24 protein-coding genes are annotated in these 26,729 nt (G+C 72.6%); 14 read left to right on the top strand and 10 right to left on the bottom strand.

All coding sequences use genetic code 11. The features are described 5' to 3' along the window. Positions 1-8: 8 nt before the first annotated feature. A complete protein-coding gene (locus AB0D49_RS24610) occupies positions 9-182 on the bottom strand; it encodes a hypothetical protein (RefSeq protein WP_362761084.1) in 174 nt (57 codons plus the stop codon). Positions 183-497: 315 nt separating this feature from the next. Between AB0D49_RS24610 and lxmK the strand changes: the two genes are divergently transcribed. From lxmK to AB0D49_RS24580, 6 genes are all read left to right on the top strand, one after another. Next, the gene (gene lxmK, locus AB0D49_RS24605; RefSeq protein ID WP_362761082.1) at positions 498-1,775 is read left to right on the top strand and encodes a class V lanthionine synthetase subunit LxmK; all 1,278 of its coding nucleotides are present in this window, start codon (positions 498-500) and stop codon (positions 1,773-1,775) included. Next, positions 1,772-2,806 carry a T3SS effector HopA1 family protein gene (locus AB0D49_RS24600; protein ID WP_362761079.1) on the top strand — a complete coding sequence of 345 codons (1,035 nt, stop codon included), beginning with the start codon at positions 1,772-1,774 and terminating at the stop codon, positions 2,804-2,806. Before lxmK ends, AB0D49_RS24600 begins: the two co-directional genes overlap by 4 nt. Before the next feature lie 10 nt (positions 2,807-2,816). Next, positions 2,817-3,866 carry an LLM class flavin-dependent oxidoreductase gene (locus AB0D49_RS24595; RefSeq protein WP_362761077.1) on the top strand — a complete coding sequence of 350 codons (1,050 nt, stop codon included), beginning with the start codon at positions 2,817-2,819 and terminating at the stop codon, positions 3,864-3,866. A gap of 252 nt (positions 3,867-4,118) precedes the next feature. Next, positions 4,119-4,274 carry a hypothetical protein gene (locus tag AB0D49_RS24590; RefSeq protein WP_362761075.1) on the top strand — a complete coding sequence of 52 codons (156 nt, stop codon included), beginning with the start codon at positions 4,119-4,121 and terminating at the stop codon, positions 4,272-4,274. Positions 4,275-4,492: 218 nt separating this feature from the next. Then, on the top strand, positions 4,493-5,743 hold the full coding sequence (locus AB0D49_RS24585; RefSeq protein WP_362761073.1) for a hypothetical protein: 1,251 nt from the start codon (positions 4,493-4,495) through the stop codon (positions 5,741-5,743). A 336-nt stretch (positions 5,744-6,079) separates the two neighbouring features. Continuing rightward, positions 6,080-8,296: a tetratricopeptide repeat protein gene (locus AB0D49_RS24580; RefSeq protein WP_362761071.1), complete on the top strand. Its 2,217-nt coding sequence runs from the start codon at positions 6,080-6,082 to the stop codon at positions 8,294-8,296. A gap of 418 nt (positions 8,297-8,714) precedes the next feature. Here the strand turns inward: AB0D49_RS24580 and AB0D49_RS24575 are convergent, their stop codons facing one another. Then, a complete protein-coding gene (locus AB0D49_RS24575) occupies positions 8,715-10,655 on the bottom strand; it encodes an RICIN domain-containing protein (RefSeq protein ID WP_362761069.1) in 1,941 nt (646 codons plus the stop codon). A 460-nt stretch (positions 10,656-11,115) separates the two neighbouring features. Next, complete coding sequence (locus tag AB0D49_RS24570) at positions 11,116-11,553, bottom strand: DUF4442 domain-containing protein (protein WP_362761272.1); 438 nt, start codon at positions 11,551-11,553, stop codon at positions 11,116-11,118. Between the two features lie 119 nt (positions 11,554-11,672). Here AB0D49_RS24570 and AB0D49_RS24565 point away from each other — a divergent pair, with 119 nt between their 5' ends. After that, complete coding sequence (locus tag AB0D49_RS24565) at positions 11,673-12,830, top strand: hypothetical protein (RefSeq protein ID WP_362761068.1); 1,158 nt, start codon at positions 11,673-11,675, stop codon at positions 12,828-12,830. Between the two features lie 121 nt (positions 12,831-12,951). Next, on the top strand, positions 12,952-14,331 hold the full coding sequence (locus AB0D49_RS24560) for an MFS transporter (RefSeq protein WP_362761066.1): 1,380 nt from the start codon (positions 12,952-12,954) through the stop codon (positions 14,329-14,331). A gap of 37 nt (positions 14,332-14,368) precedes the next feature. On the opposite strand, the gene AB0D49_RS24555 is transcribed toward AB0D49_RS24560, so the two are convergent. From AB0D49_RS24555 to AB0D49_RS24545, 3 genes are all read right to left on the bottom strand, one after another. Then, a complete protein-coding gene (locus tag AB0D49_RS24555) occupies positions 14,369-15,238 on the bottom strand; it encodes a fused MFS/spermidine synthase (protein ID WP_362761064.1) in 870 nt (289 codons plus the stop codon). A gap of 112 nt (positions 15,239-15,350) precedes the next feature. Next, positions 15,351-16,520 carry an elongation factor Tu gene (gene tuf / locus AB0D49_RS24550; protein ID WP_362761062.1) on the bottom strand — a complete coding sequence of 390 codons (1,170 nt, stop codon included), beginning with the start codon at positions 16,518-16,520 and terminating at the stop codon, positions 15,351-15,353. Positions 16,521-16,783: 263 nt separating this feature from the next. Next, positions 16,784-17,608: a DNA alkylation repair protein gene (locus AB0D49_RS24545; RefSeq protein ID WP_362761060.1), complete on the bottom strand. Its 825-nt coding sequence runs from the start codon at positions 17,606-17,608 to the stop codon at positions 16,784-16,786. A gap of 254 nt (positions 17,609-17,862) precedes the next feature. On the opposite strand from AB0D49_RS24545, the gene AB0D49_RS24540 reads away from it, so the two are divergent. Then, the gene (locus tag AB0D49_RS24540; RefSeq protein ID WP_362761059.1) at positions 17,863-18,726 is read left to right on the top strand and encodes a TVP38/TMEM64 family protein; all 864 of its coding nucleotides are present in this window, start codon (positions 17,863-17,865) and stop codon (positions 18,724-18,726) included. A 27-nt stretch (positions 18,727-18,753) separates the two neighbouring features. On the opposite strand, the gene AB0D49_RS24535 is transcribed toward AB0D49_RS24540, so the two are convergent. Then, complete coding sequence (locus AB0D49_RS24535; RefSeq protein ID WP_362761057.1) at positions 18,754-19,923, bottom strand: thiolase family protein; 1,170 nt, start codon at positions 19,921-19,923, stop codon at positions 18,754-18,756. Between the two features lie 214 nt (positions 19,924-20,137). On the opposite strand from AB0D49_RS24535, the gene AB0D49_RS24530 reads away from it, so the two are divergent. Further along, positions 20,138-20,608 (top strand): helix-turn-helix domain-containing protein, encoded by a 471-nt coding sequence (locus AB0D49_RS24530; RefSeq protein WP_362761055.1) that lies wholly within the window; start codon positions 20,138-20,140, stop codon positions 20,606-20,608. 214 nt (positions 20,609-20,822) lie between these two features. Further along, a complete protein-coding gene (locus AB0D49_RS24525) occupies positions 20,823-21,698 on the top strand; it encodes an undecaprenyl-diphosphate phosphatase (RefSeq protein WP_362761054.1) in 876 nt (291 codons plus the stop codon). Positions 21,699-21,783: 85 nt separating this feature from the next. Here AB0D49_RS24525 and AB0D49_RS24520 read toward each other — a convergent pair whose 3' ends face one another. Continuing rightward, positions 21,784-22,263 carry a hypothetical protein gene (locus tag AB0D49_RS24520; protein WP_362761052.1) on the bottom strand — a complete coding sequence of 160 codons (480 nt, stop codon included), beginning with the start codon at positions 22,261-22,263 and terminating at the stop codon, positions 21,784-21,786. Positions 22,264-22,574: 311 nt separating this feature from the next. Here AB0D49_RS24520 and AB0D49_RS24515 point away from each other — a divergent pair, with 311 nt between their 5' ends. Then, positions 22,575-22,754 (top strand): hypothetical protein, encoded by a 180-nt coding sequence (locus AB0D49_RS24515; protein ID WP_362761050.1) that lies wholly within the window; start codon positions 22,575-22,577, stop codon positions 22,752-22,754. Between the two features lie 102 nt (positions 22,755-22,856). On the opposite strand, the gene AB0D49_RS24510 is transcribed toward AB0D49_RS24515, so the two are convergent. Beyond that, a complete protein-coding gene (locus AB0D49_RS24510; protein WP_362761048.1) occupies positions 22,857-23,624 on the bottom strand; it encodes an SDR family oxidoreductase in 768 nt (255 codons plus the stop codon). A gap of 147 nt (positions 23,625-23,771) precedes the next feature. Between AB0D49_RS24510 and AB0D49_RS24505 the strand changes: the two genes are divergently transcribed. After that, the gene (locus AB0D49_RS24505) at positions 23,772-24,233 is read left to right on the top strand and encodes a nuclear transport factor 2 family protein (RefSeq protein ID WP_362761046.1); all 462 of its coding nucleotides are present in this window, start codon (positions 23,772-23,774) and stop codon (positions 24,231-24,233) included. A gap of 90 nt (positions 24,234-24,323) precedes the next feature. After that, positions 24,324-25,898 carry an apolipoprotein N-acyltransferase gene (gene lnt, locus AB0D49_RS24500; protein ID WP_362761044.1) on the top strand — a complete coding sequence of 525 codons (1,575 nt, stop codon included), beginning with the start codon at positions 24,324-24,326 and terminating at the stop codon, positions 25,896-25,898. Here the strand turns inward: lnt and AB0D49_RS24495 are convergent. Beyond that, on the bottom strand, positions 25,816-26,727 hold the full coding sequence (locus tag AB0D49_RS24495; protein WP_362761042.1) for a Gfo/Idh/MocA family oxidoreductase: 912 nt from the start codon (positions 26,725-26,727) through the stop codon (positions 25,816-25,818). The two genes, lnt and AB0D49_RS24495, sit on opposite strands and share 83 nt — an antisense overlap. Positions 26,728-26,729 lie beyond the last annotated feature (2 nt).

Here is a 26,729-nt window from a genome sequence, read left to right as displayed (position 1 = left end):
GCTGTGGGTCAGAGGAGGGTGATGGTGATCGGCGAGACGATCACCGTCACCGCGGAGATCGCGGTGATGATGAGGGGAGAGCCGGCCTCGGCCTGCTCCACTCCGGTGGTGGCCAGCTCCTGGACGGCGGCGTTGGGGGTGGTGTACGCGGCGTAGCCGCCCATCAGGTCGTCGCTGCTCATGACGGTTTCTCCTCAGGGATGTCGGTGTAGGGAACGGGCCCGGACTCGGGCGGAGGTGGGAAAGTCCCGGCGCGATGCCGAGGACCGCCCGGGGAACCGGCGATGCGGTCTCCGGGCCCATCGATCACAGCAGTTCGACACCCTTCGCCGACAGTGCAGAAGTCTGCTGCCAGCAGATGAGGCGAAGTCGCCTCTGACAGAGGTGTGCCGCCAATGCCCACTGGTCCCGGCGCCGGGACCCGGGCATTACAGAGATCTGCCATACCGATTTCTGTCACTGTCCGTGACGACCCATGGCGGCCTAGCGTTGCGGACATGGCAGCAGCGACGACGGCGCCCGACACGGATCGGGTCGCGACGACGACATCCGGCAAGGCCGCCGGGGACTCTCCCCCCGCCGACGACCAGCGCCTCGCCCCCGTCCCCTTGGACGAGGTGCCCGAGGTGGCGGCGGCGATGGAGCGGCTGGGTATCGCCCCGTTCCGGCCGACCGGTCTGACCGGTCACCCCGGCCGCAACGACAACTGGTCCGGACCCACCGCAGACGGCCGCCAGGTCTTCGTCAAGCGGCTCAACACCGCCTCGCCGGGCGCCGGGGACCGCTTCGAGCGTATGCGCGCCTTCGAGCGCACCCGGAAGCGGGCGGCCCGAGCGCTGAGCTGGCAGGCGCCCGCGCTGCTGGGCGCCGACCGCGAGACGCTGGTCCTGGTCTTCGACGGGCTGACCGACGCGGTGACCGGCACCGCCCTCGCCGACGACGGCCGCTTCGATCCGGCATTGGCCCGGCGGGCCGGACAGGCCCTGGGCGAGCTGCACAGCCTCCCCTCCGACGGCGTGCCCACGCCGGCCACCGGGTCGGTCGCGGGAGCCGCGCACGACGAGCGGATCACCGGGCGCCTCGCCGCGCTCTCCCTGGACACCTATATCTCCGGCAGCGGGGCCGAACTCGACGCCTGGGCCCTGCTCCAGCACGATCGCAAGGTGCGCGAGGCCCTCGCCGACCTCGCCACCCGGTCCGCCGCCGCGCCCCGCACCCCGCTCCACGGCGATCTGCGCCTCGACCAGTTCCTGCTGGTCGACGAGGTGCTGTATCTGACGGACTGGGAGGAGTTCCGGCTCGGTGACCCGGCCGCCGACGCGGGCGGGTTCGTCGGACAGTGGCTGTACCGCGCGGCCACCCGGATGTTCACCGAGTTGGACCCCGAGACCTCGCATCTCGCCGAGGACGCCCACCAGTCGCTGGTCGACAGCGGCGAACGCCAACTGGACGCCGTGCGACCGAGGATCACGGCCTTCTGGCAGGGATACCGGACGGCGCGGCCCGAGGTGGGCGCCGGATTCGGGGCGCGAGTCATGGCGTACGCCGGGTGGCATCTGTTCGACCGGATGCTCGCCGCCGCCCTCTTCGGTCACCGGGTGAGCGCGGTGCAGCGCGGCACCGCCGGGGTCGGACGCAACGCCCTGCTCAACCCGGCCGGGTTCGCCGAGAGCCTCGGCCTGGTCGAGGACCCCGAGACCCGGACCGAGCCGCACGCCCCGGCCGGGACCACCTGCACCCAGGACGCCCCGAACAACCTCCGGGAGGAACGATGACGACGGCGACGGTCATGGGGACGACGACCGCGGAGGCGCCGCCGCGCACCGCCCTGCGCCAAGCCCTCGCGGCACTGACCTTCCACCCCGGAACCACTCCGTCCGTCTCCGTCGGGGACCGCCGCGTCGAGGGCGGCTCGCCGCGCGAGTTGCGGATCGCGCTGGGCGCCGCCCTGTACGAGGAATGGCACGCTGGGACGGAGCACGACCCCGCGCGGCGCCGGCTGCCCCGGCGGGACCCCGGCTTCGAGGCCCGGCTCACCGCGGCCGTACCGCATGCGTCGACTCCGGTGGCCGCCATGCTGCGCTCCCCCGGCCAGCCGACTGGTCCGGAGGCGGTCGTGGAGATCGGACGGGTCCTGGTCCGGGTTCCGGTGGAGCGGGTGCGCGGCGCGGCCGACGCGGGCCCCGGCGACCGGGTCGCACTGGACCTGCCCGCCGTACGGCCCGCTCTGTCGCCCGGGTTCCTCCTGGTCGACGGCCCGGTGGGGAGCGGGACACGCGGCGGGAACCAGGAGTTGCTACGGCTGTACGTCCATGTCGCCGACCCGGAAGCGGCGCCCCGCGTGTGGGGCGCGCTGCTGGAGGTGCTGGCCGACAGCGGTGTCCCGTACCGGGCGAAGGTGCTGTCCCGGCCGTGGTCGTACCCCCGGCGGGACGCGGTCGTGGTCTATCTCGGCGCCGCGCACACAGCCGTGACGGGGGCGCTGACCTCGGCCGCGCGGGGACTGCCGGGGGTCGGGGAGGCGGTGTCCGCCTTCGCCCATCGGGTCGCGCCCGGGGTCGCCGTCGCCTGGGAGCCCCAGGACGGGCGGCCTGGCTGGAGCGACAAGAGCTTCGGGCAGCACCGTGCGGCGGCGGTCGCCGACGGAGTGGTCCAGCACCTCACCGATCCCGCCGCGTCGCCGCTGGAGGAAGCAGTGACGGAAGCGCTGCGGAACGCCTCCGTGGTGCCGGACGAGCCCGCCCGCAACACCGGTTCACCCGCCCTGACCGGTGCCAATACCGCCGACGCGGTCCGGGTCGGCTGAGGGGGCCGTGATGCCAGAGACACCCACGTCGGGAGGCGAGGTGCGGGAAGTACCCGCGCAGGAGAGCGTCCTGCATGGTGGCGAGCACATCTCCGTGCTCTTTCCCTGGATGGTTCGCGGACTCGGCGAACTCACCACCGTCGCCGATCTGGTCCGGGACGGCACCGCGCACCGGCTCTGGCTCGGCCAGTCGCTCACCGTCGAGAGCCATCACGCGCTGGCCTATCTCGCCGGGGCGGGCTATCGCATCCCCGTCGGGCTGTCGGTCGCGCTGATGGCGCTGCGCCACCCCTTCGACGCCGCCGCCCAGGCCCGCTCCCTCGCCATACTCACCGGTCACCCACCGGTCATCGGCTACGGGGCTGCCGAACCGGAGTTTGCCGCCGCCCTGCACGGCGCCCGCTACGCCCGCCCCGCCTCCGCGGTCGCCGAGTACATCTCCGTCCTGAGACGGCTGCTCGACGGCGATGCCCTCCAGCACCGGGGGCCGCTGTTCACGGCGGATCAGGTGAATCTGCCGCCCGTCATGGAGGAGTTGCTGCCCGACCCGGTGGCCGAGGTCGGTGCGGGGGTGCTGCGGCCCGGGATGGCTCGGGCGGCGGGGCGCACCGCCGATGTGGCGATCAGCTGGCTGACCCCGCCGGACTATGTGCGGGACGTCCTGATACCGGCGCTGTCCGCCGGTGCCGAGGCCGCGGGGCGGACGGACCGGCCGCGTGTGGTGACCGTCGTGCACGCGGCGGTCGCCCGTCAGGGGCGCAGTCCGCTGATCCTGGCCCAGCTCGGCGCCGGGAACCATCTCCGGGTTCCGCACTACGCCGACATGCTGCGCCGCGCCGGGCTGGACGTGGATGTCTCCGACCCGGTGTGCGCGGCCCGGGAACTGGTCGAGGAGGGCGTGTTCCTCTACGGCAAGCCCGGGGACGTGGCGGCCGGCATCCGGCGCCATTTCGCCGCCGGCATCGACGAGGTGGTGGTCAATCCGCTCGCCGTCGCCCAGGTGCACGGGTTGGACGCGGCGCTGGCGGATCTGCGGGAGATCCTCGCCGAGTTCGCCTGAGCCCGCCCGGCCGACGGACCGGACGGCGCCGGGCGAGAGCGAGCCACACCGGGCCGGACCTGACCCGACCGTCCTCGGCATCCGCTCCACGGGGCCAGATCCTGCGGCCCAGGTTCTGCGCCCTCATCGAACCAGCACCCGGCGACACACCGACCCGCCACCCCATGCGCCGCGCCGTCCGGCCCCACCAGACCACCACCGCACGACACACCATCCGCAAGCACCACACCCACCACCAGAGAGGTGATCACCATGTCCACCGCCCTTCGACGCCCGCTGAAGAGGATCACGGTCCGGGTCGCCGGTCCGGTCAGGCTGACCGCCGCCGCCACCGCGATCTACGGCAGCACCTGCCCGCCGGACATCCAACTGCCCGGCCTGCCTGCTCTGCCCGGCCTGCCCCACTGATCCCCCGGGCCGCCGCCCCAGCACCCCGGGCGGCGGCCCGCCCTCAACCCCCTCCCTCACCGCCGCCTTCGCCCCACCTACGCCCCGCTTTCTCCCTCACCCTCGCCCCACCTTCGCCCAGCCCGCTCCCTCCGCCCTCCCCTCGGCCTCGCCCAAGCCCTTCCGCAGCCCCTCCCCGGGGCGCCGGTCCGCGTCAACCCTCCACGTGGGGAGTCCCCGTGAGCCACTCCGCCACCTCCAGCACTCCGACCCCGACCCCCATCGCCGAAGTCCACGATCTCGACCGCCCCCTCCGCCTCCACCCCCTCATCTTCCTCGACGAGCCCGAGTCGACCACGCTGGGCCGCGCCGACACCGACACCTATGCGGTGCTCCCACCGGACGGGGCACAGCTGGTGCGCCGACTCGCGGCCGGGACGACTCCGCGTGAGGCGGCCGAGTGGTACGAGACGGCGTATGGCGAACCGGTGGACATCGCCGAACTCCTTGCCGCCCTGGAGGAACTGGACTTCGTCCGCGCGGACGACACTCCCGAACCGTCCCCCGGTGCCGCCGCCCCCATCCGCTGGCAGCGGCTCGGCGCCGCCGTCTTCTCGCCGTTGGCCGCCGCCGGATACGCACTGGTGGCCGTCGCCGCGATCCTGCTGTGCACGGCCCGCGCGGACCTGACCCCGCACTACCGGCAGCTCTTCTTCACGGACTACTTCACGGTGATGGAACTCGTGCTGTTCCTGGGGCAGTTCCCGCTGATGCTGGTGCATGAGTCGGCGCACGCCTTGGCGGGGCGACGGCTGGGCCTGCGTTCCCGGCTGCGGGTAAGCCGACGGCTGTACTTCCTGGTCCTGGAGACCTCTCTGGACGGACTGGTGGCCGTCGAGCGGCGCAGACGCTTTCTGCCGATGCTCGCGGGGATGGGCGCCGACGTCGTGGTCTGGTCGGTGCTGGTCCTGCTCGCGGAGGTCTCGCGGCAGCCGGACGGGACGCTGTCGTTGCTCGGCCGGATATGTCTGGCGCTGGCCTTCGGCACCCTGCTGCGGATCATGTGGCAGCTCTGCTTCTATCTGCGGACCGACGTCTACCACCTGATCAGTACGGTGCTGGGCTGTGTCGACCTGCATGGCTCGTCGGTGCGGGTGATGCGCAACCGGTTCCACCGGCTGCTGGACCGTACCGCCCGGATCAGCGACGAGTCGCTCCTGCACCCGGCGGACCGGCGCGCCGCCCGCTGGTACGGCTGGTTGATGGGCGTCGGCTACACGGTGACCCTGACCAGCCTCTGCTTCATCGGACTGCCCACCATGTACACCTTCCTGAGCGGGGTAGTGCGCGGGGCGAGCGGGCGGGAGGGCGCGGTGGCGTTCATCGACGCGGCGCTGCTCATCGCGCTCAACGCGGCCCAAGTGGCGGTGGTGATCACCCTGACGGTCCGCGAACGGCGCCGCACCCGCTACCGCCATGTCCTCAACTGACCACGCCCATGCCCACGCCCATGCCCACGCCCGCTCCCGCTCCCGCCGAGCCGGTCGCCTACCCAGCCCGGAGGCCCCCGCGCGCTCAGCTCCGACACCGACCCGCCCCGCCACCGCCACCGCCAACTCGTCACCGCTCCCATCGCCGCAACCGCTCCCGCCACCGCCCCGCCACCGCCACCGCCAACTCGTCACCGCTCCCATCGCCGCAACCGCTCCCGCCACCGCCCCGCCTCCACCCCGCCCGGCCCCGCCCGGCCCCGCCCGGCCCGATGAAATCGCCCGCCGCGACGGACCACAAGAACGGACCACAAGAGAGGGACAACCGTGCCCGCCATGCCCGCCACTCCGCCCGCCACACCACCCACCACCGGTCATCAGTGGATTCGCGCCGCGCACCGGCACGACCGCCGCCGTCTGCTCACCGAACGCGCGGCCGGTGTCCCCGTGCTGGCCTCGGTGGACGCGCACCGGCGGCTGCGCGGGCCGTACAGCGGGGGCGGGGCGGTCCTGCGGGCCATAGTGCCGGAGGCGTTGCGCCGCGCGCCCGCCCTGGTCGCCGGTCATGAGACGGAGATCCTCACTCTGGCACCGGAGTTGCGGGACCTGGTCCCGGCCACTCGCGAGACGTTGACCTCTCTCGCCGTGCCCCGGGAGCGGACCCGTTTCTACTCCCGGCTGCGCACCTGGCGGATCGCGCACGGGGTCGCCGAGTTCCTGCGCGAGTATGTGCGCGTCCTCGCCGACGGCCCGCGCTGTCTGCTGGTCGACAATCTGCACGAGGCCGACCCCACGGACCAGGAGCTGTTCGCGGTGCTGCTGCGCCGTACCGATCCGGCCATGCTGCGGCTGTGCCTGGCCACCGGCACCGGGGTGCCCGACCCGCCGCCCGGCCCGGTGCCGGAGCCGCTCGACACAGCCCTGCTCCGGTACGCCGGTGAGGTCACCGCCGAGGCCACCGCACTGCCCGACCTGCCGGCCGGCGACCAGGCGGCGCGCTTCGTGGCCGGTGACTGCACGGACGACGACCCCCGCCTGCGCGAGGCGTATGTGCTGCTGCCCCCGGCGCGACGAGCTGCCCTGCACGACGCCCGAGCGGACGCCCTCGCCGCGGCTGGTGAGCCGTCGACGTTGCTCGGCGCGGTCGCGTATCACCGTGAGCATGGCTCGGACCCGATGGGCGCCGGGGTCGGAGCGCTGCGCGCGGCGCTGGACACCTGTGTCGATCTGGGGCTGTATCACGCCACGGTGGAGTGGGGGCGGCGCGGTCGGGCGCTCGTGGGTCCGGAGACGGAGCGGGAGCAGTGGTGGGCGTTCACCACGAAGATGACGACATCGCTGGCCGCGCTGGGCCGGGCCGAGGAGGCGCTCGCCCTCTACACCGAGGTGCGGACGCTGACCAGCAGCCCGGCCCTGCTCATGCAGGCCGCCTATGCGACGGCGATGATCCTCACCCGGCATCTGCCGGGTGAGGCGCAGGACCACGCGGAGGCTCGCCGCTGGGCCAACACGGCGATCGCGTTCGCCCACTGGATACCTGACCCGGCGGAGCGGGCCTTCCAGGCCGCGTTCCACCGCAACGGGCTGGCCCTGGTCGCGGTCCACGAACGCCGCCTCGACGAGGCCCTGCGGCTGGTGGACGAAGGGCTGGCGCAGTTGGAGCGGACCTTGGAGCCGTCGGCGCACGCGCTGCACCGCTCGGTGCTACGGCACAACCGCTCGCAGGTGTACGCGGCGACGGGCAGGCTGGAGGAGGCGCTCATCGATCTCGACGCGGTGATCGCGGCCGACCCGAACCATCCGGAGTACCACTTCGACCGGGGCGGACTGCTGCGCCGGATGGGCCGTCCGGACGCCGCGATCGAGGCGTACGAGCAGGCGATGTGGTTGTCGCCGCCGTTCCCCGAGGTGGTCTACAACCGGGCCGACGCCCGGTTGGAACAGGGGGACACGGCGGGCGCGTTGGCCGACTTCGGGTATGTGATCGATCTCGACCCGGGCTGTGTCGACGCCTACGCCAACCGGGCGGCGCTGCGTTTCGCGGCGGGCGACGACGCCGGGGCGCGGGCCGATGTGGACGCCGGGCTCGCGCTCGACCCGGACAGCCCACCGTTGCGCTGTCTGCGCGGCCAACTGACCGCGGCCGACGACCCGGACGCCGCGTACGCCCTGCTCTCCGAGCTGGTCACCGCCCGTCCTGCGTACGCGCCGGGCTGGGCGGCGCGCGGCACCACGGCCTACGACCGGGGCGAACCAGGGGCCGCCGTCGCCGACTTCGACCGTGCCCTGGCCCTCTCCGACGATCCGGAGGTCCGGTTCAACCGGGGCGTCGCCCGACTCGCCACGGGTGCCCCGGAGGCGGCGCTCGCCGATCTGTCGACGGCGTTCGCGGCGGGCGGCGACCCGGAGGCCCAGTTCCAACTGGGCATCTGCCTCCTCCAGCTCGGCCGTACGCGCCAGGCGGAGGCGGCCCTCACCGCCTGTGTGGCGGCGGACCCGGCGCTCGCCCCGAGAGTGACCGCCCTCCGCCACACACCAGCGCCGCCCGCCTAGCGACCCCGGCCCGCGTGCGGCGCACAGCGAAACCGACCGCGACGCGTCACGGGTACAGCGGGCACGCGAAGCCCTTCGTAGGAGCAAATAGGAGAAAGTAGGAGAAAGAGGTATACGACAAGTCCATGACCGAACGGGAACACCGGGCGCACGCCCTGTGTGTCGTCCCAGCGACGGCCGATGTGCACGCCCTCGGGGCACTCCGGACCGGGGTAGCTGCGGGCGTCGGTGGCGACCCGATCAGCGCTGAGCAGGGGATCCTCACCGAAGGTCTCGAAGTCGCGGCCCGCGTACGGCGTCCGGACCAGGTTCACCATCGGGGACAGGGCCGTTCGACGGGGAACGGCGCCCGCCATGAGCGCACTGTGCGCCAGCGCAGCATGACGTCCCGTCAGGCAGGTGCCCGGCGCGGCGCCGCCTACTGAAGGAGCCCGGAGACGACGCCAAGCACTCCCCCGACGCCATCCGTACCGCTGGCGACGAGTCCCGCAACCCCACGGGCAGCCGCCCCCGACTCAACCTCGGCCCCCGACCCCTCGCTGTCGACCTGGGCGACCCGAGTGGCATACGGCTCGGAAGGAGTACGGGGCTCCCGCCCCACGGGCGGCACACCGGAGCCCTCCCGCGGCCGAGCGGACCCAGGCGCCCCGGAAGTCCCCGGAACCCCGACGCCCCCACCGATCCCACCGACGCCCGAGGAGCCCATGCCCCCGGAGACCACCCCCGGCACCCCAGCATCGCCCCCACCCGCACCCCCACCCGCACCCCCACCCTCACTCCCCGCCGTCGTGGAACTCCCCCCGCCCTCCCACACCCACCGCTGCCCCCGCCCACCGTCCCGCCGATCCGCGACCACCCGCCTCCCGGCCCCCGGCGCGAGGGCGAGACGTTCGCTCCAGCGCAGGGTCAGCTCACCGCGCACGGTGAGGTCGTACTGCACCTCCCCCTCGGTGACCCGGCAGTCGGCCAGGGTCACGGTCCGCCGTCCGGTGTCGGTGCCGAGGCAGAGCGCATACCCGAGGGCACTGCGCAGCAGACCGTCCTCCTGGTACGTCCACTGTTGCCCGGCGGCGGTGGAGCAGGGCGCGAGCACGGCTGGTGCACCGGGCTCGGCGACACCACCGCGCACGGCGAGGCACAGATCCTCGCCGAGATTGCGCAACCGGCCGCCGACCGGATCGCCGGGCCGCTGTACGGAGGCGGCGGACGGGGCCCCGGAGGACGGCGCTTCACCGTCGGCGCCGGGTGCCGCAGGGGCGGTGGGGACAGCGGGCGCGGTGGCCGTGGAGCCGGTGCCGCCCGCCCAAGTGGTGCCCGGGGCGCGCGGGACACCGTTCTCGCCGGACCAGCCCTTGCTGGCCAGCACGGTGGCGAGCAGGGCGAGGGAAGTGAGCCCAGCACCAAGGAGCACGGCCCTGGCCCGCCGCGAGGACGAGCCGACAACCGACCCCCGGGACGAGAACGAGGAGGAGGACGCGTACAGGACCGGGGCCGGGGCCGAGCGACGGAAACGGGATGAACGCGGGTCCGGACCGGAGGCACGGGCGGGCCGGGAGTCGAGATACCGACGGGCACCCCAACCGAGCACGGTCTCGGCGAGCAGCACGTCCAATGGACCGTCGAAATGACTGAGCTGCTCGGCGGCGTGCCGACAGTACCGGCACGCCATCAGATGACGCTGGACATCAGGGAGAAGGGCGCCGCCCCGGCGCATCGGGACATCGAGGAGACGACTGTGGAAGCGGCATTCCCGGGTGGGCGCGAGTTCCCGGTGGGCGCGTACACAGCCACGCCGGAATTCCTCGCGGGCCCGTTCCCGTGCGACGTTCGCCGTTTCCGTGTCGATTCCCAACAGACCGGCCGGTATGGAAAGGATTTCCGATTCGACCTCGGTATGCCAGAGCAGACATTGAGCGGCACTGGGAAGCGCGTTGAACGCGCGCTCGGCGATGCGGCGCCTTTCGGAGGTACCGGGGCGTGCGGCCCGCAGTCCGCGTCCGCCGGTCGGCTTGCGCAGCGCGGGCAGCAGGGCGCAGACGTCGTCCTGCGCGGCCCAGGCCCGGACGGACTCCCGTACGGCGATCAGGAGTTGTGGGCGCAGGGCGCCGCCGGAGGCGCGATGCGCCAGGACCTCCTGGAACGCGGCGGTGGCGGCCATGGCGGGCGGCCCGCCGCTGGCGGCGAGACAGATGACCGCGTAGTCGTGGACGGCCCGGTAGTGCCGGGCGAGCAGCAGCACGAGGGAGCGGGCGCCGGAGTCAGGGGCACCGAGCCCGGCGAGCAGATCCCGGTCGGACTCCCCCGGGACACTTGCGGAGCGCGGCGGGTAGGGCGGACGTGGGGGGTGAGGAGAGGGCACGGGACCAATTCCTTCCGGCCCGGTGGTCAGCCGTCCGGAAAGGAGCGGCCACCGGAAAGCAGAGCGTGATTGGTGTGGACTTTCGCGTCAGGTCCGACCTGCACTTTTCCGCGGGAGGCACACCCTCGCACAGGTGACGCGAGGGAAACAAGGAGTTCGAGTGACCGAAGTTCAAGACCCTTTAATTAGCGCGGGCGTTACCTTCGGTAGCAGTACGTCAATTCACGAGACAAACGGCGGCCGGAAGTCAACTTGTGCACAGGGAAGACCGATTGCCACACATCCCCTCACCGAATCTTCAACTCCACCCCATACGAAAGGCCCCGGCCGGTTACGGCGGCCGGGGCCAGCTGGATCGAAGCGAACCCATCAAGAAGGGAACCGCAGGAGAAGTGAACCGCGGACAGCCCCCAGGGGAAGCGGACCAAGGACCGCCCGCCCCTAGAAGGACCGGCTCCCCTCAGTCATTCGGCCGCAACGTCCACACCACCGTCATCTCCGTGGTGACGGCCCCGTCCTCACGCCGGATCTCGACCGCGACCGGGAACACCGGCCGCTCACCGGCGTCCAGTTCGGCGACGACCTCGGCGACCGGGCGCCCGAGGGTGGCGGTCGCCGTCACCGGCCCGAGGGCGATCTTCTTGAAGTCGATCTCCGCGTGCACGGGCAGCGGCACGGCCCGGGACAACTGGTCCCCGAACGCGGCCAGCACGACGGCCCCGCTGGCGGACTCCCCGAGGGTGAACATCGCGCCCGCGTGGGGCCCGCCGACATGGTTGCGGTACTCCTCCCGGTCCGGAAGGGCGAGCACCGCCTTCTCCGGGGTGGTCTCCAGGTAGACGAGCCCGAGGGTCCGCACCATCGGCACCGTGGCGGCGAGCAGCTCGCCGATCGACATCTGGTCATCGCTCATGAGGTCATGTTACCCACGGGTAGCAGCCGGGGCGCCGCTCCGGTACGGCAACGACGGCAGGCAGTGACCCCATCGTGTCCCGGACCGCACTAGGGTTACCGCTCATGTGGCCAGGACAGCAGCCGCCAGGGGGCGAGCAGAACCCGCACCAGGGACAACCGCAGCAGGGGCATCCGCAGCAGCAGGGCGGCACCCCACCGCACGGACACCCGCAGCAACAGCCGCAGGGCACTCCCCAGCAACCGAACCCGTACCAGCAGCCGGGGTACCAGCAGCCCAACCCGTACCAACAGCCGGGCTACCAGCAGGCCCCATACCCCCCGCAGCAACCACAGCCGCTCCCCCAACCCCCAGCCCAACCCCAACAAGCCCAACCCCAACCCCAGCAGCCGTACTGGAACGCGCCCACCCCGGCGAGCAGCCCGCAACCCCCCTCCGGCGGCGGCGGAAACCGCACCAAACTGGTCGCCATCATCGCCGCGACCGCCGTGGTGATCACCGCCGGTGTCACCGGCTTCCTGGTGCTGGGCGGCGACAAGGACGACAGCGCCGAGCCGAAGAGCCCGGCCGGGTCCGAGGCGAGCGGTTCCCCGTCCGAGGAACCCGCCGAGTCCCCGAGCGCGGCGCCGGAGAACCCGCGCGGCACCGAGACCGAGAAGCCGACCGTGCCCGGCTGGAAGGTCGTGGTGAACCCGAAGTGGGGCATCGCCTTCGACGTACCGGCCGACTGGGAGGTGCAGTCGCCGACCCTGTCCATCGGTTTCGAGGAGGCGGGCTCGGACGACATCAAGCCCCTCATCACCATGGGCGGCACGGCGCTGTACAAGTCCAAGTGGTGCACCACCGACGAGAACAAGGACGGCAGCACCGAGGACACCTCGCTCGGCGCGGCCGGCACCAAGGGCGCGGACGGCGCGAAGGACACCGACGAGGTCGCGATCAACAATGTGTCCTGGTGGGTGTACGGCGGCTACACCCAGCCCGACCGCAAGAGCGTGCAGAGCCCGGAGAAGGCGGACCCGTTCACCACGGACTCCGGCGTCAAGGGCTCCATCGCCTGGGCCCGCTCCTCGAACACCCCGCAGAAGGGCAAGTGCGCCAGCGACGGCAAGGCGCTCACCTTCGGCTTCAAGAACTCCAGCAACGACTTCGTGTCCTGGAACTTCTACGGCGCCACGGGCGTGAAGGACGAGATCCCGGACGACCAGATCCTGAAGATCCTCAAGACGGTCCGACTGCACGGGGACCCGACGGGCGGCTGATCCAGCCACACACCACACGGAACGCCGGGAACAGGCCCCACGCACAGCCCCAGCAGAAGGCCCGGCAATCCGTCCGGCAAACCGTTTGGCAAGCGGGGGTCAGGACGGCGATAGTCGCCCCGTGCAGACCCCCACCACCCGCCGCCCACGACGCCCCGCCTGGGCAGGACGCAACTACACCCTGCTCACCGGCGCCGCGTTCATCACCAACCTCGGCAGCAACGGCGCACTGATCGCCGCCGCCTTCGCCGTGCTGGAGGCGGGCGGCGACGGCGGGGACGTGGGGCTGGTGGCCGCCGCGCGGACCCTGCCGCTGGTGCTCTTCCTGCTGGTCGGCGGGGCGCTGGCGGACCGGCTGCCGCGCCACCGGGTGATGGTCGCGGCGAACGCCCTGAACTGCGTCTCACAGGGCCTGTTCGCCCTGGTCGTGCTCTCCGGGCACGCCCAGCTGTGGCACATGATGCTGCTCTCCGCACTCGGCGGCACCGGCCACGCGTTCTTCAGCCCCGCCGCCGAGGGCATGCTGCTGTCCAGCGTGGACGACGAGCACGCCAGCCGGGCGTTCGCCATGTTCCGGATGGCGATGCACGGCGCGGCGCTCGGCGGGGCGGCCCTCGGCGGGGCGATGGTCGCCGTGCTGGGACCCGGCTGGGTCCTCGCGGCGGACGCGGCGGCCTTCGCGCTCGCCGGTTCGCTGCGCTGGTTCCTGGACGTGAGCCATATCCCGCCGCGCGAGCCCGGCGAAGGGCTGCTCGCCGATCTACGGGAGGGCTGGGAGGAGTTCATCGGCCGCCCCTGGCTGTGGAGCATCGTCGTCCAGTTCTCCATCGCGAACGCGATGGTGGCCGCCGCCGACGGGGTGTACGGCCCACTGGTGGCCCGCGATCATCTGGGCGGCGCCGCTCCCTGGGGTGTGGCGCTGGGCTTCTTCGGCGCGGGCACGGTCGCCGGGGCCCTGCTGATGACCCGCTGGAAACCCCGTCGGCTGCTGCTGGCCGGCACGCTCGGCGTCTTCCCGCTGGCCCTGCCCGCGGTGGCGCTCGCCGTGCCCGCCCCCCTCACGGTGCTGTGCGCGGTGATGTTCCTGACCGGCGTCACCCTGGAGATCTTCGGGGTGTCCTGGATGACCGCGCTCCATCAGGAGATCCCCGAGCACAAGCTCTCCCGGGTCGCGGCCTACGACTGGTTCGGCTCGGTCTCGCTGGTGCCGCTGGCGACGGCGCTGACCGGCCCGGCGGAGTCGGCCTTCGGCAGAACGGGCGCCCTGTGGGGCTGCGCGGTCCTGGTCGTGACGGTCACGGCCCTGGTCCTGTGCGTCCCGGAGGTACGGACCCTCACCCGCCGCACCAGGCCGGTGACGTCGTCGAAGACGCAAGAGACGTTGAAGACGCAAGAGACGTCGAAGACTCCGGAGACATCGCAGACGCCGGGAACGACACCGCAGCCGCCCCGACCGCCCGCACCACCGGAGACGACGGAACCCCCGACCCCCCGCCCCTGACCCGGAACCGAAGACCAGCCCCCCGCACCAACCGCCCTCATCCGATCCCGAACGCCCCCTCCGGCGGCACCGGCGAAGGCACCGCCTCCGCGTCCCCCACCACCCGCGCCCCACCGATGAAGTCCCGCAGCGCCGCCCCGTGCTCGACCCGCGCCGGAAACGGATCGGCGGCGGTACGACGGGCCAGCGCCGCCACATCCACCGGCTGCCGGGAGGCGACGACCACGGCGTTGCCGAACCGCCGCCCCCGCAGCACCCCCGGCTCCGCGACCACCGCCAACTCCCCGAACACCGTGGCGAGGTTGGCGAGCTGGGAGCGCAGAAACGTGAAGGGCGCCCCGTCCGCGAGGTTGGCCAGATAGACGCCGTCCTCCCGCAGGACCCGGCCCACCGTCCGGGCGTACTCGACGGACGTCAGCGGCGCGGGCACCCGTGAACCGCCGAACACATCGCCCACGACCACATCCGCGGACGCGTCGGGCGCCGCTTCCAGCCACGCGCGGGCGTCGGCGGCGTACAGCGCGATGTCGGCGTCCGGGGGCAGCGGCGCGTGCTCGGTGACCAGGTCCAGCAGCCCACCGTCGGCCTCGACCACCGACTGCCGGGCCCCGGGCCGGGTGACCGCCACATACCGGGGCAACGTCAGCCCGCCCCCGCCCAGATGCACGACATGCCAGACATGCCCGACGTCCCGGCCGCCCCCCGACGCCCCGGCCCCGATCACATCGAGGGCGTGTCCGAGCCGCCGGGTGTACTCGAACTCCAGATGCGCCGGATCGTCGAGATCGACATACGACTGAGGGGCGCCGTCGACCGTGAGCAGCCAGGCGCGCTCACGGTCGACGTCGGGCATCAGCTTGACGGTGCCGTACTCGGTGACCCGGAGCACGGGAAGGGCGTCGTCCACCTCCCCATTGTGCGACCGCCCGGGGAACACGCGGGACGCGGGGACCGCGCGATCGGCGGTAAAGCCGGCCCGCGGCCCCCAGGGCGCACCACCCGTCACGCCCGGCACACCGTCACAGCAGCGCCGTCACCGTCCCGGCGCCCACCGTCCGTCCGCCCTCCCGGATGGCGAATCCGAGTCCGGCCTCCAGCGGCACGTCCCGCCCCAGCTCCACGGTCATCGTCACCGTGTCCCCGGGCCGGGCGACCCCCGTCTCACCGAGGTCGACGTTCCCGACGACGTCGGCGGTACGGATGTAGAACTGCGGCCGATACCCGGTGGCCACCGGGGTCGTCCGCCCGCCCTCGCGGGCCGACAGCACATACACCTGCGCGGTGAACCGGCGGCTGGGGACCACGCTGCCGGGCGCGGCGACGACATGCCCGCGCCGTACCGCGTCGCGCGGGACGCCGCGGAGCAGCAGCGCCACGTTGTCCCCGGCCTGGGCCTCCTCCATCGGCTTGCCGAAGGTCTCCAGACCGGTGACGACGGACTCGACCTCCGCGCCGAGCACCTCGACCCGGTCGCCCATGCGGACCGTGCCGCGCTCGACGGCACCGGTGACGACCGTGCCGCGCCCGGTGATGGTGAGCACGTTCTCCACCGGTAGCAGGAACGGGGCGTCCAGGTACCGCTCGGGGATGGGCACATACGTGTCCACCGCGTCGAGCAGCGCCTCGACGGAGGCGGTCCAGCGGGGGTCGCCCTCCAGCGCCTTCAGCCCGGAGACCCGTACGACGGGTACCGCGTCGCCCGGGTAGCCGTTCTGGGTGAGCAGGTCGCGGACCTCCAGTTCGACCAGGTCGGACAGTTCCTCGTCGCCCGCGTCGGCCTTGTTGAGGGCGACGACGATGTGGTCGACGCCGACCTGACGGGCGAGGAGCACATGCTCGGCGGTCTGCGGCATGATCCCGTCGAGCGCGGACACCACGAGGATCGCCCCGTCGAGTTGGGCGGCGCCGGTGACCATGTTCTTGATGTAGTCGGCGTGACCGGGCATGTCGACATGCGCGTAGTGCCGGGTGTCGGTCTCGTACTCGACGTGCGCGATGTTGATGGTGATGCCGCGGGCGGCCTCCTCCGGGGCACGGTCGATGCGGTCGAAGGGCACGAAGGTGCCGGAGCCGCGCTCGGCGAGCACCTTGGTGATGGCGGCGGTCAGCGTGGTCTTGCCGTGGTCGACATGGCCCATGGTGCCGATGTTGAGATGCGGTTTGGTGCGGACGTACGCCGTCTTGGACATGGGGATTCCTCGAAGCCTGGTGAGGTGATGAGAAGACGGGACCCCGGGTTCCGGCCGACCCTCCCCCTGCGGGGTCCGCCGGACGATCCGGGGAGGGTCAGCTTCGGGCGCCGTCTACGGCGGCCAGCAGCACCAGGACGGCAGCCTTCGGGGCATCCGCTGCGGCGGATGCGGCGAGGACGAAGGCGTACCGGAACATGACGACGATCATCGCCGACGCCCGCCCCCGCGTCGAACGATTTTCCCGCGCCCCCGAGCGGGACCTACGCCCCGCTCCCCTCCCCCTTCTCCTTCTCCTCCCCGATGTTCTTCAGGGCCTCCCGCACCGACAGCGGCGCGAACCGCCCGCGTTCCCGCGCCAGGAAGTCGCGTACGGCGTCCGGGTCGGTCTTGGCGTACTCGCGCAGCGCCCAGCCGATGGCCTTGCGGAGGAAGAAGTCGGGGTGCCCGGACTGGCGCAGGCAGTAGCCGAAGAGCCGTTCGACGTCGGTGCGTTCCTTGTAGCGAAGCTGGTGGAGCAGGGCGGTACGGGCGATCCAGAGGTCGTCGTCGGCGATCCAGCGGTCCATGTCGGCGGTGAGCCGGGGGTCGGCGGCGACCAGGGCGCCCACGACGTGCGCGGCGAGCAGATCGACGGTGTCCCACCAGGAGTCGGTGGCGACCAGGTGCCGGGTCACCGGCAGGAAGGCGGCGGAGCAGCGGCCCACGTGGCGCCGCAGGTAGTCGACGGCGAAGTACCGGTACTCGCGCTCGGGCAGCGCCAAGCAGCGCAGGGCGACGGCCGCGCAGTCGGCCTCGGTGGGGCGGGGCGTCCCGGCCAGCACGGTGCGGGACAGGGTCCGCTGGACCGGGGCGGGGAGGCCGAGGAAGGGGCCGATGTCCTTCATGTACGCCCGCATGGACCGGGCCCGCTCGGGGTCGGCGGCGGTCGGGTAGACGGCGGTCAGCCGCTCCAGGAGGGTGTCGGCCAGCGCGCTGTCCGGCACGGCGAGCGGCCCACTCCGGCCGCCACGCCGGTCCGCGCCCGCACCACCGCTGTCGCTGTCGCTGTCCCTGCCGCTGTCGCTGTCGCTGTCCCTGGCACCCATGGCCGAACCCTACGGCGGCACGGCGGTACGCCCGGCCACCGGAAACGACGTCGCTGGACGTCATGGAAAAACCGCTGCCGGCCGGAACCAAGGGGGCCACTGTGCCCGTTCTCACAGCAGGACCGGACGAACCGGCCGTACGACAATCGCGTATACACACGTGAAACGTGACCCCTGTGGGATCGTGAGCACGGGCCCTGGTTCCATGGCTGTCGTCCACGCCGCCCCGCCATCCGGACATTCCGGGAGTTCACTTGCTCGATGTCACCACCCGCTCTGGCGGCACCGACACGGCCGCTCCCCCGGCCGCGTCCACCGGACTCGCGCACGCCACCGCCCTCCCCGCCGGTGCCGTGCCCCTGCGTCCCGCCTTCGCCGTCCGCTGCGCCAGAGCCCTGCTGTCGCCGTGGGCCCGGTTCGCGCTGCTGGTCGCGCTGCTCGTGGGGGCGGGAGCGGCCGTGCTGCTGTTCGAGCCGCAGCGGCTGCTGCGGGAGGGCTGGCCGCCCCAGCTCGGCGGGCTGCTCGCGGCGCTGGTCTTCGCCGCGGCGTACGGGCTGGTCACGGTGGCGTTCGTGCCGCGCCCGCTGCTCAATCTGGCCGCGGGCGCGCTGTTCGGCTCGCAGCTGGGCATCGCCACGGCCGTGGCGGGTTCGGTGATCGGCGCGGCCATCGCCTTCGGGCTGGGGCGGGCGCTGGGCCAGGACGCGCTGCGACCCCTGCTGCGCGGGCGGCTGCTGACCACGGTCGACGGGCAGTTCAGCAGACACGGGTTCCGTTCGATGCTGGCGGTGCGGCTCTTCCCGGGCGTGCCGTTCTGGGCGGCGAACTACTGTGCGTCCGTCTCGCGGATGGGCTGGTTCCCCTTCCTGCTGGCGACCGCGCTCGGCTCGATCCCGAACACGGCGGCGTATGTGGTCGCCGGGGCGCGCGCCTCGACCCCGACCTCGCCCGTGTTTCTGATCGCCCTGGCCTGTATCGCCGTTCCGGGCGTGGCCGGAGCGGTGGTGGCCTGGCGCAAGCGCCACCACTTCCGGGGCGGCCCGGCGGCGAAGGACGGGACGGGTGCGGGGCCGGGCGTGGCAGCGGTCTGCGCGACAGCGGACGACAGCCAGCGCTAGCCCCGACTCGCCCTTTCCTCCCCCCGCTCAGACCGCTTCGAGGATCATCGCGTTGGCGAGGCCGCCCGCCTCGCACATGGTCTGGAGGCCATAGCGCGCCCCGCGCTCGCGCAGGGCGTGGACGAGGGTGGTGGTCAGCCGGGTGCCGCTGGCGCCCAGCGGATGCCCCAGCGCGATGGCACCGCCGTTGACATTGACCCGGTCGAGATCGGCGCCGGTCTCCTGCTGCCAGCTGAGCACGACACTGGCGAAAGCCTCGTTGATCTCGATGAGGTCGATGTCGCCGAGGGTGAGCCCGGCCCGGCGCAGCACCTTCTCGGTGGCCGGTATGACCCCGGTGAGCATCAGGAGCGGGTCGGAGCCGGTGACGGCGAAGCTGTGCAGCCGGGCGAGGGGGCGCAGTCCGAGCCGGGCGGCGGTGTCACCGCCCATGATGAGGACGGCGGAGGCGCCGTCGTTGATGGGGCTGGCGTTCCCGGCGGTGACGCTCCACTCGATCTGCGGGAACCGCGCGGCGAAGCCGGGGTCGTGGAAGGCGGGCCGGAGCCCGGCGAGTATCTCCGCGGTGGTGCCGGGGCGTACGGACTCGTCGCGTTCGACCCCCTCCAGCGGGGCGACCTCGGCGTCGAACCGGCCGAACGCCCAGGCGTCGGCCGCCTTGTGGTGGGAGGCGGCGGAGAAGGCGTCCAGCCGCTCCCGGGTGAGGGACCACTTCGCGGCGATCAGCTCCGCGCTGATGCCCTGCGGCACCAGCCCCTCCGGATAACGGGCGGCGACACCGGGGCCGAACGGATCGGCGCCGGGCGGCACGTTCGACCACATCGGCACCCGGCTCATGGACTCGACCCCGCACGCCACGACGACGTCGTACGCGCCCGCCATCACCCCTTGGGCGGCGAAGTGCACGGCCTGCTGGGAGGAGCCGCACTGGCGGTCGACGGTGGTGGCGGGGACGGTCTCCGGAAAGCCCGCGGCGAGCACGGCGTTGCGGGTGGTGTTGATGGCCTGCTCGCCGACCTGGTCGACGGTGCCGCCGATGACGTCGTCGATCAGCGCCGGATCGACACCGGAGCGCTCGACGAGGGCGCGCAGGGTGTGGGCGAGGAGTTCGACGGGGTGGACATGCGCCAGGACACCGCCCGGCTTGCCCTTGCCGATGGGGGTGCGTACGGCTTCGACGACGACTGCGTCGCGCATGGGTGGACCTCCTTGCGTGCGCCGACCGGCGACGGCCCGGCGACGTCACAGCGACGGCACGGCGATGAGCCTCCGGCCTCCGGCCTCCGGCCACCGACCTCTGACGTCTGACCACCGGCCTCTGGCCGCCGACCGCGGGCTACCAATGAGTAGGAATTTCAAACTCACCATAGCTCCATTGGTTGGAAAATCAAACCCTCACTACACTGACCCCATGGCCGCCCGAAAAGACGCCCGCCCCTGCTCCGTCGCCGACGCTCTCGCACTGGTCGGCGAGAAGTACTCGCTGCTCGTGCTGCGCGAGGTCTGCCTCGGCAATGGCCGGTTCGACCAGCTGGTACGGAACATCGGCGCTCCGCGTGACATCCTCGCCACCCGGCTGCGCCGCCTGGTCGACGCCGGAATCCTGACCAAGCGGGCCTACAGCGAACGCCCGCAGCGCTTCGAGTACCGGCCGACCCAGGCCGGTCTTGAGCTGGAACCGGTGCTGCTGACCCTGATGGCGTGGGGCGACCGCCATCTGCGTCCGGACGGCGACCGTCCGATGATCATCGAGCACAGCTGCGGGCAGGATCTGGTGCCGCAGGTGGTGTGCCGGGCGTGCGGTGAGCAGGTCCAGCACGAGGACCTCACGGCACGTCCGCAGGCACCGGGCTGGAGCGTGACGGGCCCGACGGCGGCGTGACGCGGGAGCCGTGGGGGGCGGCTGACTGAATCCAGGTGGCCGGAAAGGAACGCACGGCTGACGCCCGTACGGGCAACGGACGTTCGAAGGCCCTGTGTGGGGCGGGCGACCGGGGGGACGCTACGCTGCCTCCACCACACCTGATCACCCGCATGGGCGTGTGTCGGTGTGTCCGTCGCCCGTTGCACGATCGGCACTTGGACTCCGTACTTTCATGTCTTGGTTCGAATCACTCATCCTCGGACTCGTCCAGGGGCTGACCGAATTCCTTCCCGTGTCCTCCAGCGCGCATCTGCGGCTCACCGCGGCGTTCTCCGGCTGGGAGGACCCGGGCGCGGCGTTCACGGCGATCACCCAGATCGGCACCGAGGTCGCCGTGCTGATCTACTTCCGCAAGGACATCGGGCGGATCGTGCTCGCCTGGTGCCGCTCGCTGTACAGCAAGGAGTGGCGGCGCGACCACGACGCCCAGATGGGCTGGCTGGTGATCGTCGGCTCGATCCCGATCGGTGTGCTCGGGGTGACGCTGAAGGACCAGATCGAGGGGCCGTTCCGGGATCTGCGGATCACGGCGACCATGCTGATCGTCGTCGGCGTCATCATCGGCATCGCGGACCGGATGGCGGCGCGGGACGAGACGGGCGGCCGGCACCGCGCCCCCAAGCAGCGCAAGGGCCTCCAGGACCTCAACGCCAAGGACGGTCTGATCTTCGGCCTCTGCCAGGCGTGCGCCCTCATCCCGGGCGTCTCCCGCTCGGGCGCGACCATCACCGGTGGCCTGTTCATGGGCTACAACCGCGAGGCCGCGGCCCGCTACTCCTTCCTCCTCGCGATCCCCGCGGTGCTGGCGTCGGGGATGTTCGAGTTGAAGGACGCGATGGAGGGCGGCCATGTGACCTGGGGCCCGACCATCTTCGCCACGATTGTCGCATTCGCTACGGGATATGCCGTTATCGCGTGGTTCATGAAGTACATCAGCACGAAGTCGTTCATGCCGTTCGTCTGGTACCGGATCGCGCTCGGCATCGTCATCATCGTGCTCGTCGCGACGGGTGTACTGAGCCCGCACGCGGCGGAGTCGGCGGGCTGAGGCGGGCGCCGGTCACGCGGGCCCCTGCCGGGGGGCCGCTTGATCACCCCTCACCCCTCACCCCTCACCCCTCACCCCTCACCCCTCACCGCACATCGATCGCCCGGCTGGCCGACGCCATGAACCTCTCCCGCTTGCCGTCGGCATGGTTGAGGAACCCCCGGATACGGGCCAACTGATCGGCGCCGAGCGCCTGGTTCGTCGTCCGGCCACCCGTTCTGGCCTGGATCACCGCCGCGCAGGCGGACAGCGACTTGACCAGCTCACCGGCCATCCGCGCCAGCTCCGGCGGTCCTTCGAGCTCGACGGACCGCAGGGCGTCGCCCAGTTCGTCGCGGATGGTCCTGCGGGTCTCCGTGAGGACCGTGCGGAGTTCCTGGAGGTCATGCGCGGGCGTGCCGAACTCGGCCTCGATGCCGCGCAGCGCCTCACGCACCTCGTCGGCTCTCGCCGCGAGCGCCGCGTAGGCGTCCCGGCGCATCTGGCGCCGCCAGTGCCGGTGCTCCGCGCGTACCTGCCGCTGCGCGGCGAACCCGGCGATGGCCGCCGCCAGAGCGGTACCCACGACGCCCACGGCCGCACCCAGTACCGCAGCGGTCCCCGCGTCCACAGCAGGAGACTGCCAGACGCGGCGCCTTCCGTGAACGGGGACCGGACCCCGGCGGACGTGACGAACGCCTCTTCCGTCCGGATCTCGCCGGACGGAAGAGGGGTACGGCGCCTCCCGCCGGACCGGCCCTCACCGCTTTGTCCTGCGACAAGTCGCCCTGTGGGTAACGGACGGAACTCGTCCAGGAGTTCGATCCCGGCCATTCGTACGCGCGTGCCGTAGCCACGCCGTAGCGCTCTGTCAGTTCTTGGGCCTAGGCTTGCCGCATGTCCCCAGATTCCAAAGCCCGTCGTTTCGCACGCTCCGCCGCCGAGGTGAACGAACAGATCCGGGCCCTGTGGCTGCGCGCGGGCGGCTCGCTGTCCACCCAGGAGCGGGCGGAGTACGAACTGCTGGTGGTGGAGTGGGCGGCGGCCATGCGGGGGGACATCGTCGAGGCGGCCTGACGGCGCGACGGAACACGGAACGGGTCCCACCGGCACGCCCCCTGAGCGTCGGCCCAGCATCTCGGCATCGGCTCAGCGTCCGCCCGACAGCTCACCAGCGGCTCAACGCCCGCCCGACACCCTCAGCACCGCGCCCGTCGTGAACGACGCCTCCGGCGACAGCAGCCACGCGATCGCGGCGGCGATCTCCCCCGGGTCGCCGGGGCGGCCCAGCGGCGTCAAGGCGCCCATCCGCTCGGCACGGTCCGGGTCGCCCATCGCCGCGTGCATCTCGGTGTCGACGACTCCGGGCGCCACCGCGTTGACCCGCACTCCGTCCGGGCCGAGTTCCTTGGCGAGGCCCAGCGTGAGCGCGTCGACCGCCGCCTTGGTCGCCGCGTAGTGGACGTACTCGCCGGGGCTGCCGACCGTGGCGGCGGCGGACGACACATTGACGATCGCCCCGCCCCCGGTCGACCCGCCCCCGCGCCCGGTCATCAGCTGCGCCGCCCGTCGCGAACACAGCAGCGTGCCCAGCAGATTGACGTCGACGACCCGGCGGATATCGTCCGTCGACGTGTCGGCGAGGCGGCCGAGAGGGCCGGTCACCGCCGCGTTGTTGACCAGTCCCGTGACCGCGCCCAGCTCCCGCTCCGCGCTCTCGAACAGGCGGTCCACCTCGCGCTCCACGGAGGTGTCCACCCGGACCACCGCGGCGCGCCGCCCGGCCGCCCGCACCCCGTCGGCGACCTCGGCCGCGGCCCCCGCGTCATGGACGTACCCGACCACCACGTCATGGCCGTCCGCGGCCAGCCGCAGACAGGTCGCCGCGCCGATCCCCCGGCTGCCGCCGGTGACGACGGTGACGAGGTGTTCCGTACTCGCTCGCATGGTCCTCCCAGTTCCTTCGGAGCGGCCTCTCCCGGCCGTCCCGATCATGATTCAAGGCTACGGTGGCCGCCGTCGCCGGGCGCGGACGGTGTGGTCAAGTGCTGCACACCCCTTGGCTCCGCTGCCGCCGTGTTCAACACTGATCGGGTGACGCAGCGTGTGGAGCTGGCGACCGTGCTGGACCGGCTGGCCGTGGACGGGCTGATCACCGATTACGCGGTGGCGGTCGACGACGGCGACTGGGAGGCGTACCGAAGGCTGTTCACCGCCGACGGCCGGGCGGACTACCGCTCGGCGGGCGGGATCGAGGGTGAGGCGCGGACGGTGGCGGAGTGGCTCGCGGAGAGTCTGCGGGTGTTCCCGATGCGACAGCATCTGATCGTCAACCGCCGGGTGCGGTTCGAGATCCTGGAGCGGGACACCGGGGACACCGCGCTCGTGCAGGCCGACTATGTCAATCCGATGGGTACGGGCGCGGGGAACGGCGGGGGGTCCGCCGTGCCGGACTTCGTGTGCGGCGGGCGGTACGGCTTCGGCGCGGTGCGCACCGACGACGGCTGGCGGCTGCGGGAGGTCGTGGTCCGGGAGAAATGGCGGCGGCTGCCCTGATTCCCACACTTTGCCCCTCATCGACGCGATTCGCCCCGTTCCGGACCAGGTCCCCTGTCCCTCGGTGATCCGGCGGGCCACACTCGTCCCATGACCTCGTGGACGCACTGGCTCCGCTCCACCTGGCGGCGGTCCGTCGTCGCGGCCGGAGCGGGGGCGCTGCCGGCGCTGGCGTTCCCGGGCCCCGCGCTGTGGTGGTGGGCACCGGTGGCGCTGGTGCCGTGGCTGCTGCTGGCGCGCGCCGCGCCGGACGCCCGGCGGGCGCTGTACGACGGCTGGTGGGGCGGCTTCGGCTTCATGCTCGCGGTGCACCACTGGCTGCTGCCGAACCTGCATGTCTTTACCTTCGTGATCGCCGCGCTGCTGGGCGCGCTGTGGGCGCCCTGGGGCTGGCTGGTGCGGCGGTTCCTGGGCGGGACGCCCCCGCCGGGGCGGGTCGCGGCGGCGCTGCTGGTGCTGCCGTCGGGCTGGCTGCTGGTGGAGCTGGTGCGGTCCTGGCAGGGTCTTGGCGGGCCGTGGGGCATGCTCGGGGCGAGTCAGTGGCAGGTGGTACCGGCGCTGCGGCTGGCGTCGGTCGGCGGGGTGTGGCTGCTGAGCTTTCTGCTGGTGGCCGTGAACGTGGCGGTCACGGCGCTGGTGGCGGTGCGGTCGAGCCGGGTGCCCGCGCTGGCGGGGCTGGTCGCGACGGCCGCCGTGACGTCGTCGGCGTGGGCGTGGGCGCCGCGCCCCGCGGTGACCGACCGGGTCGCCGTGGCCGTCGTCCAGCCGGGCATCGTGGACGGCGCGGACCGCGGTGACCGGCGGTTCGCGCGGGCGGAGGCGCTGACGCGGGAGCTGGCCGGGCGGGGCGTGGAGCTGATCGTGTGGGGCGAGTCGAGCGTCGGGTTCGATCTGGGCGAGCGACCCGATCTGGCCGGGCGGCTGGCCGCGCTGTCCCGGCTGACCGGCGCGGACATCCTGGTCAATGTGGACGCGCGGCGCCCGGACCGGGCCGGGATCTACAAGAGTTCGGTGCTGGTCGGACCCGGCGGGCCGACCGGCGACCGGTACGACAAGATGCGGCTGGTGCCGTTCGGCGAGTATGTCCCGGCGCGTGCGCTGCTGGGCTGGGCGACCTCGGTCGGCGAGGCGGCGGGCGAGGACCGGATGCGGGGCACCCGGCAGGTGGTGATGAAGGTCGGCGGAGGGCTGCGGATCGGGCCGATGGTGTGCTTCGAGTCGGCGTTCCCGGACATGAGCCGGGCGCTGGCGAGGGACGGGGCGGACGTCCTGGTGGCGCAGTCGGCGACCGCCACGTTCCAGCGCAGTTGGGCGCCCGCGCAGCATGCCTCGCTGGCCGCGCTGCGCGCCGCGGAGACCGGCCGCCCGATGGTGCACGCCACGCTGACGGGCGTCTCGGCGGTGTACGGCCCGGACGGCGCCCGGGTCGGCGACCGGCTGGGCACCGACGCGAGCGCCGCCGAGGTGTACGAGGTTCCCCTGGCCGGCGGTGTCACGCCGTACGTCCGCTTCGGCGCCTGGCCGGTGTACGGGGCGCTGCTGGTGCTGGCGGTGTTCGTGGTGACCGTGGTGCCGGGGGCGGTCAGGACCCGGCGGGACGGTCCTGGACGGCGTGGACGATCCGCTCGCACAGCGCGTGCGTGGCCAGCGCGTCCCGGGCACTGAGCGGCTTACCGGCCCGGACCGCGTCCAGGAAGCCCAGCGCCACCTGCTCGATACCGCGCTGGCGGGCCACCGGCACCCAGTCGCCGCGCCGCCGCAGGGTCGGCTGGCCCTTGTGGTCGATCACATCGGAGATGTTGAGGACCTGCCGCTTGGTGTCCTGCCCGGAGACCTCCAGGATCTCCTCGGTGGAGCCGCTGAGCCGGTTCATCACGCCGAGCGCGGTGAAGCCGTCCCCGGCGAGCTGGAGCACCACATGGTGCAGCAGCCCGTCCACCACCCGCGCCCGCACGGTCACATCCTCGATCTCGCCCGGCGCCAGGAAGCGCAGGGTGTCCACGACATGGATGAAGTCGTCCAGGATCATCGCGCGGGGCTCCTCGGGCAGCCCGACGCGGTTCTTCTGCATCACGATCAGCTCGCGCGGATGCTCGGCGCACTGCGCGTAGGCGGGCGCGTGCCGCCGGTTGAAGCCGACGGCCAGGCTCACCCCGCGCTCCTCGGCGAGGGCGACCAGCCGCTCGGAGTCGGCGAGTTCATAGGCGAGCGGCTTGTCGACATAGGTCGGCACGCCCGCCTCCAGCAGCCGGGTCACGATCTGCGGGTGCGCGGCGGTCGGCGCGTGCACGAAGGCCGCGTCCAGGTCCTGGGCGAGCAGTTCGTCCAGCGTGGTGTGGCGCTGCCCGGCCGGGACGCGCAGCGCGTCCCCGACCCGGTGCAGGGTGGCGGGCGTACGGGTCTGGAGGTGCGGCTCGATCCCGGGCAGGCTGCCGAGCACCGGCAGGTACGCCTTCTGCGCGATGTCACCGAGTCCGATACAGCCGACCTTCACGC

The sequence above is a fragment of the Streptomyces sp. NPDC048290 genome (assembly GCF_040652095.1).
Lineage (GTDB): Bacteria > Actinomycetota > Actinomycetes > Streptomycetales > Streptomycetaceae > Streptomyces.
Note: the sequence above shows the minus strand (reverse complement) of the source record. Positions and strands in the feature narration are given on the sequence as shown.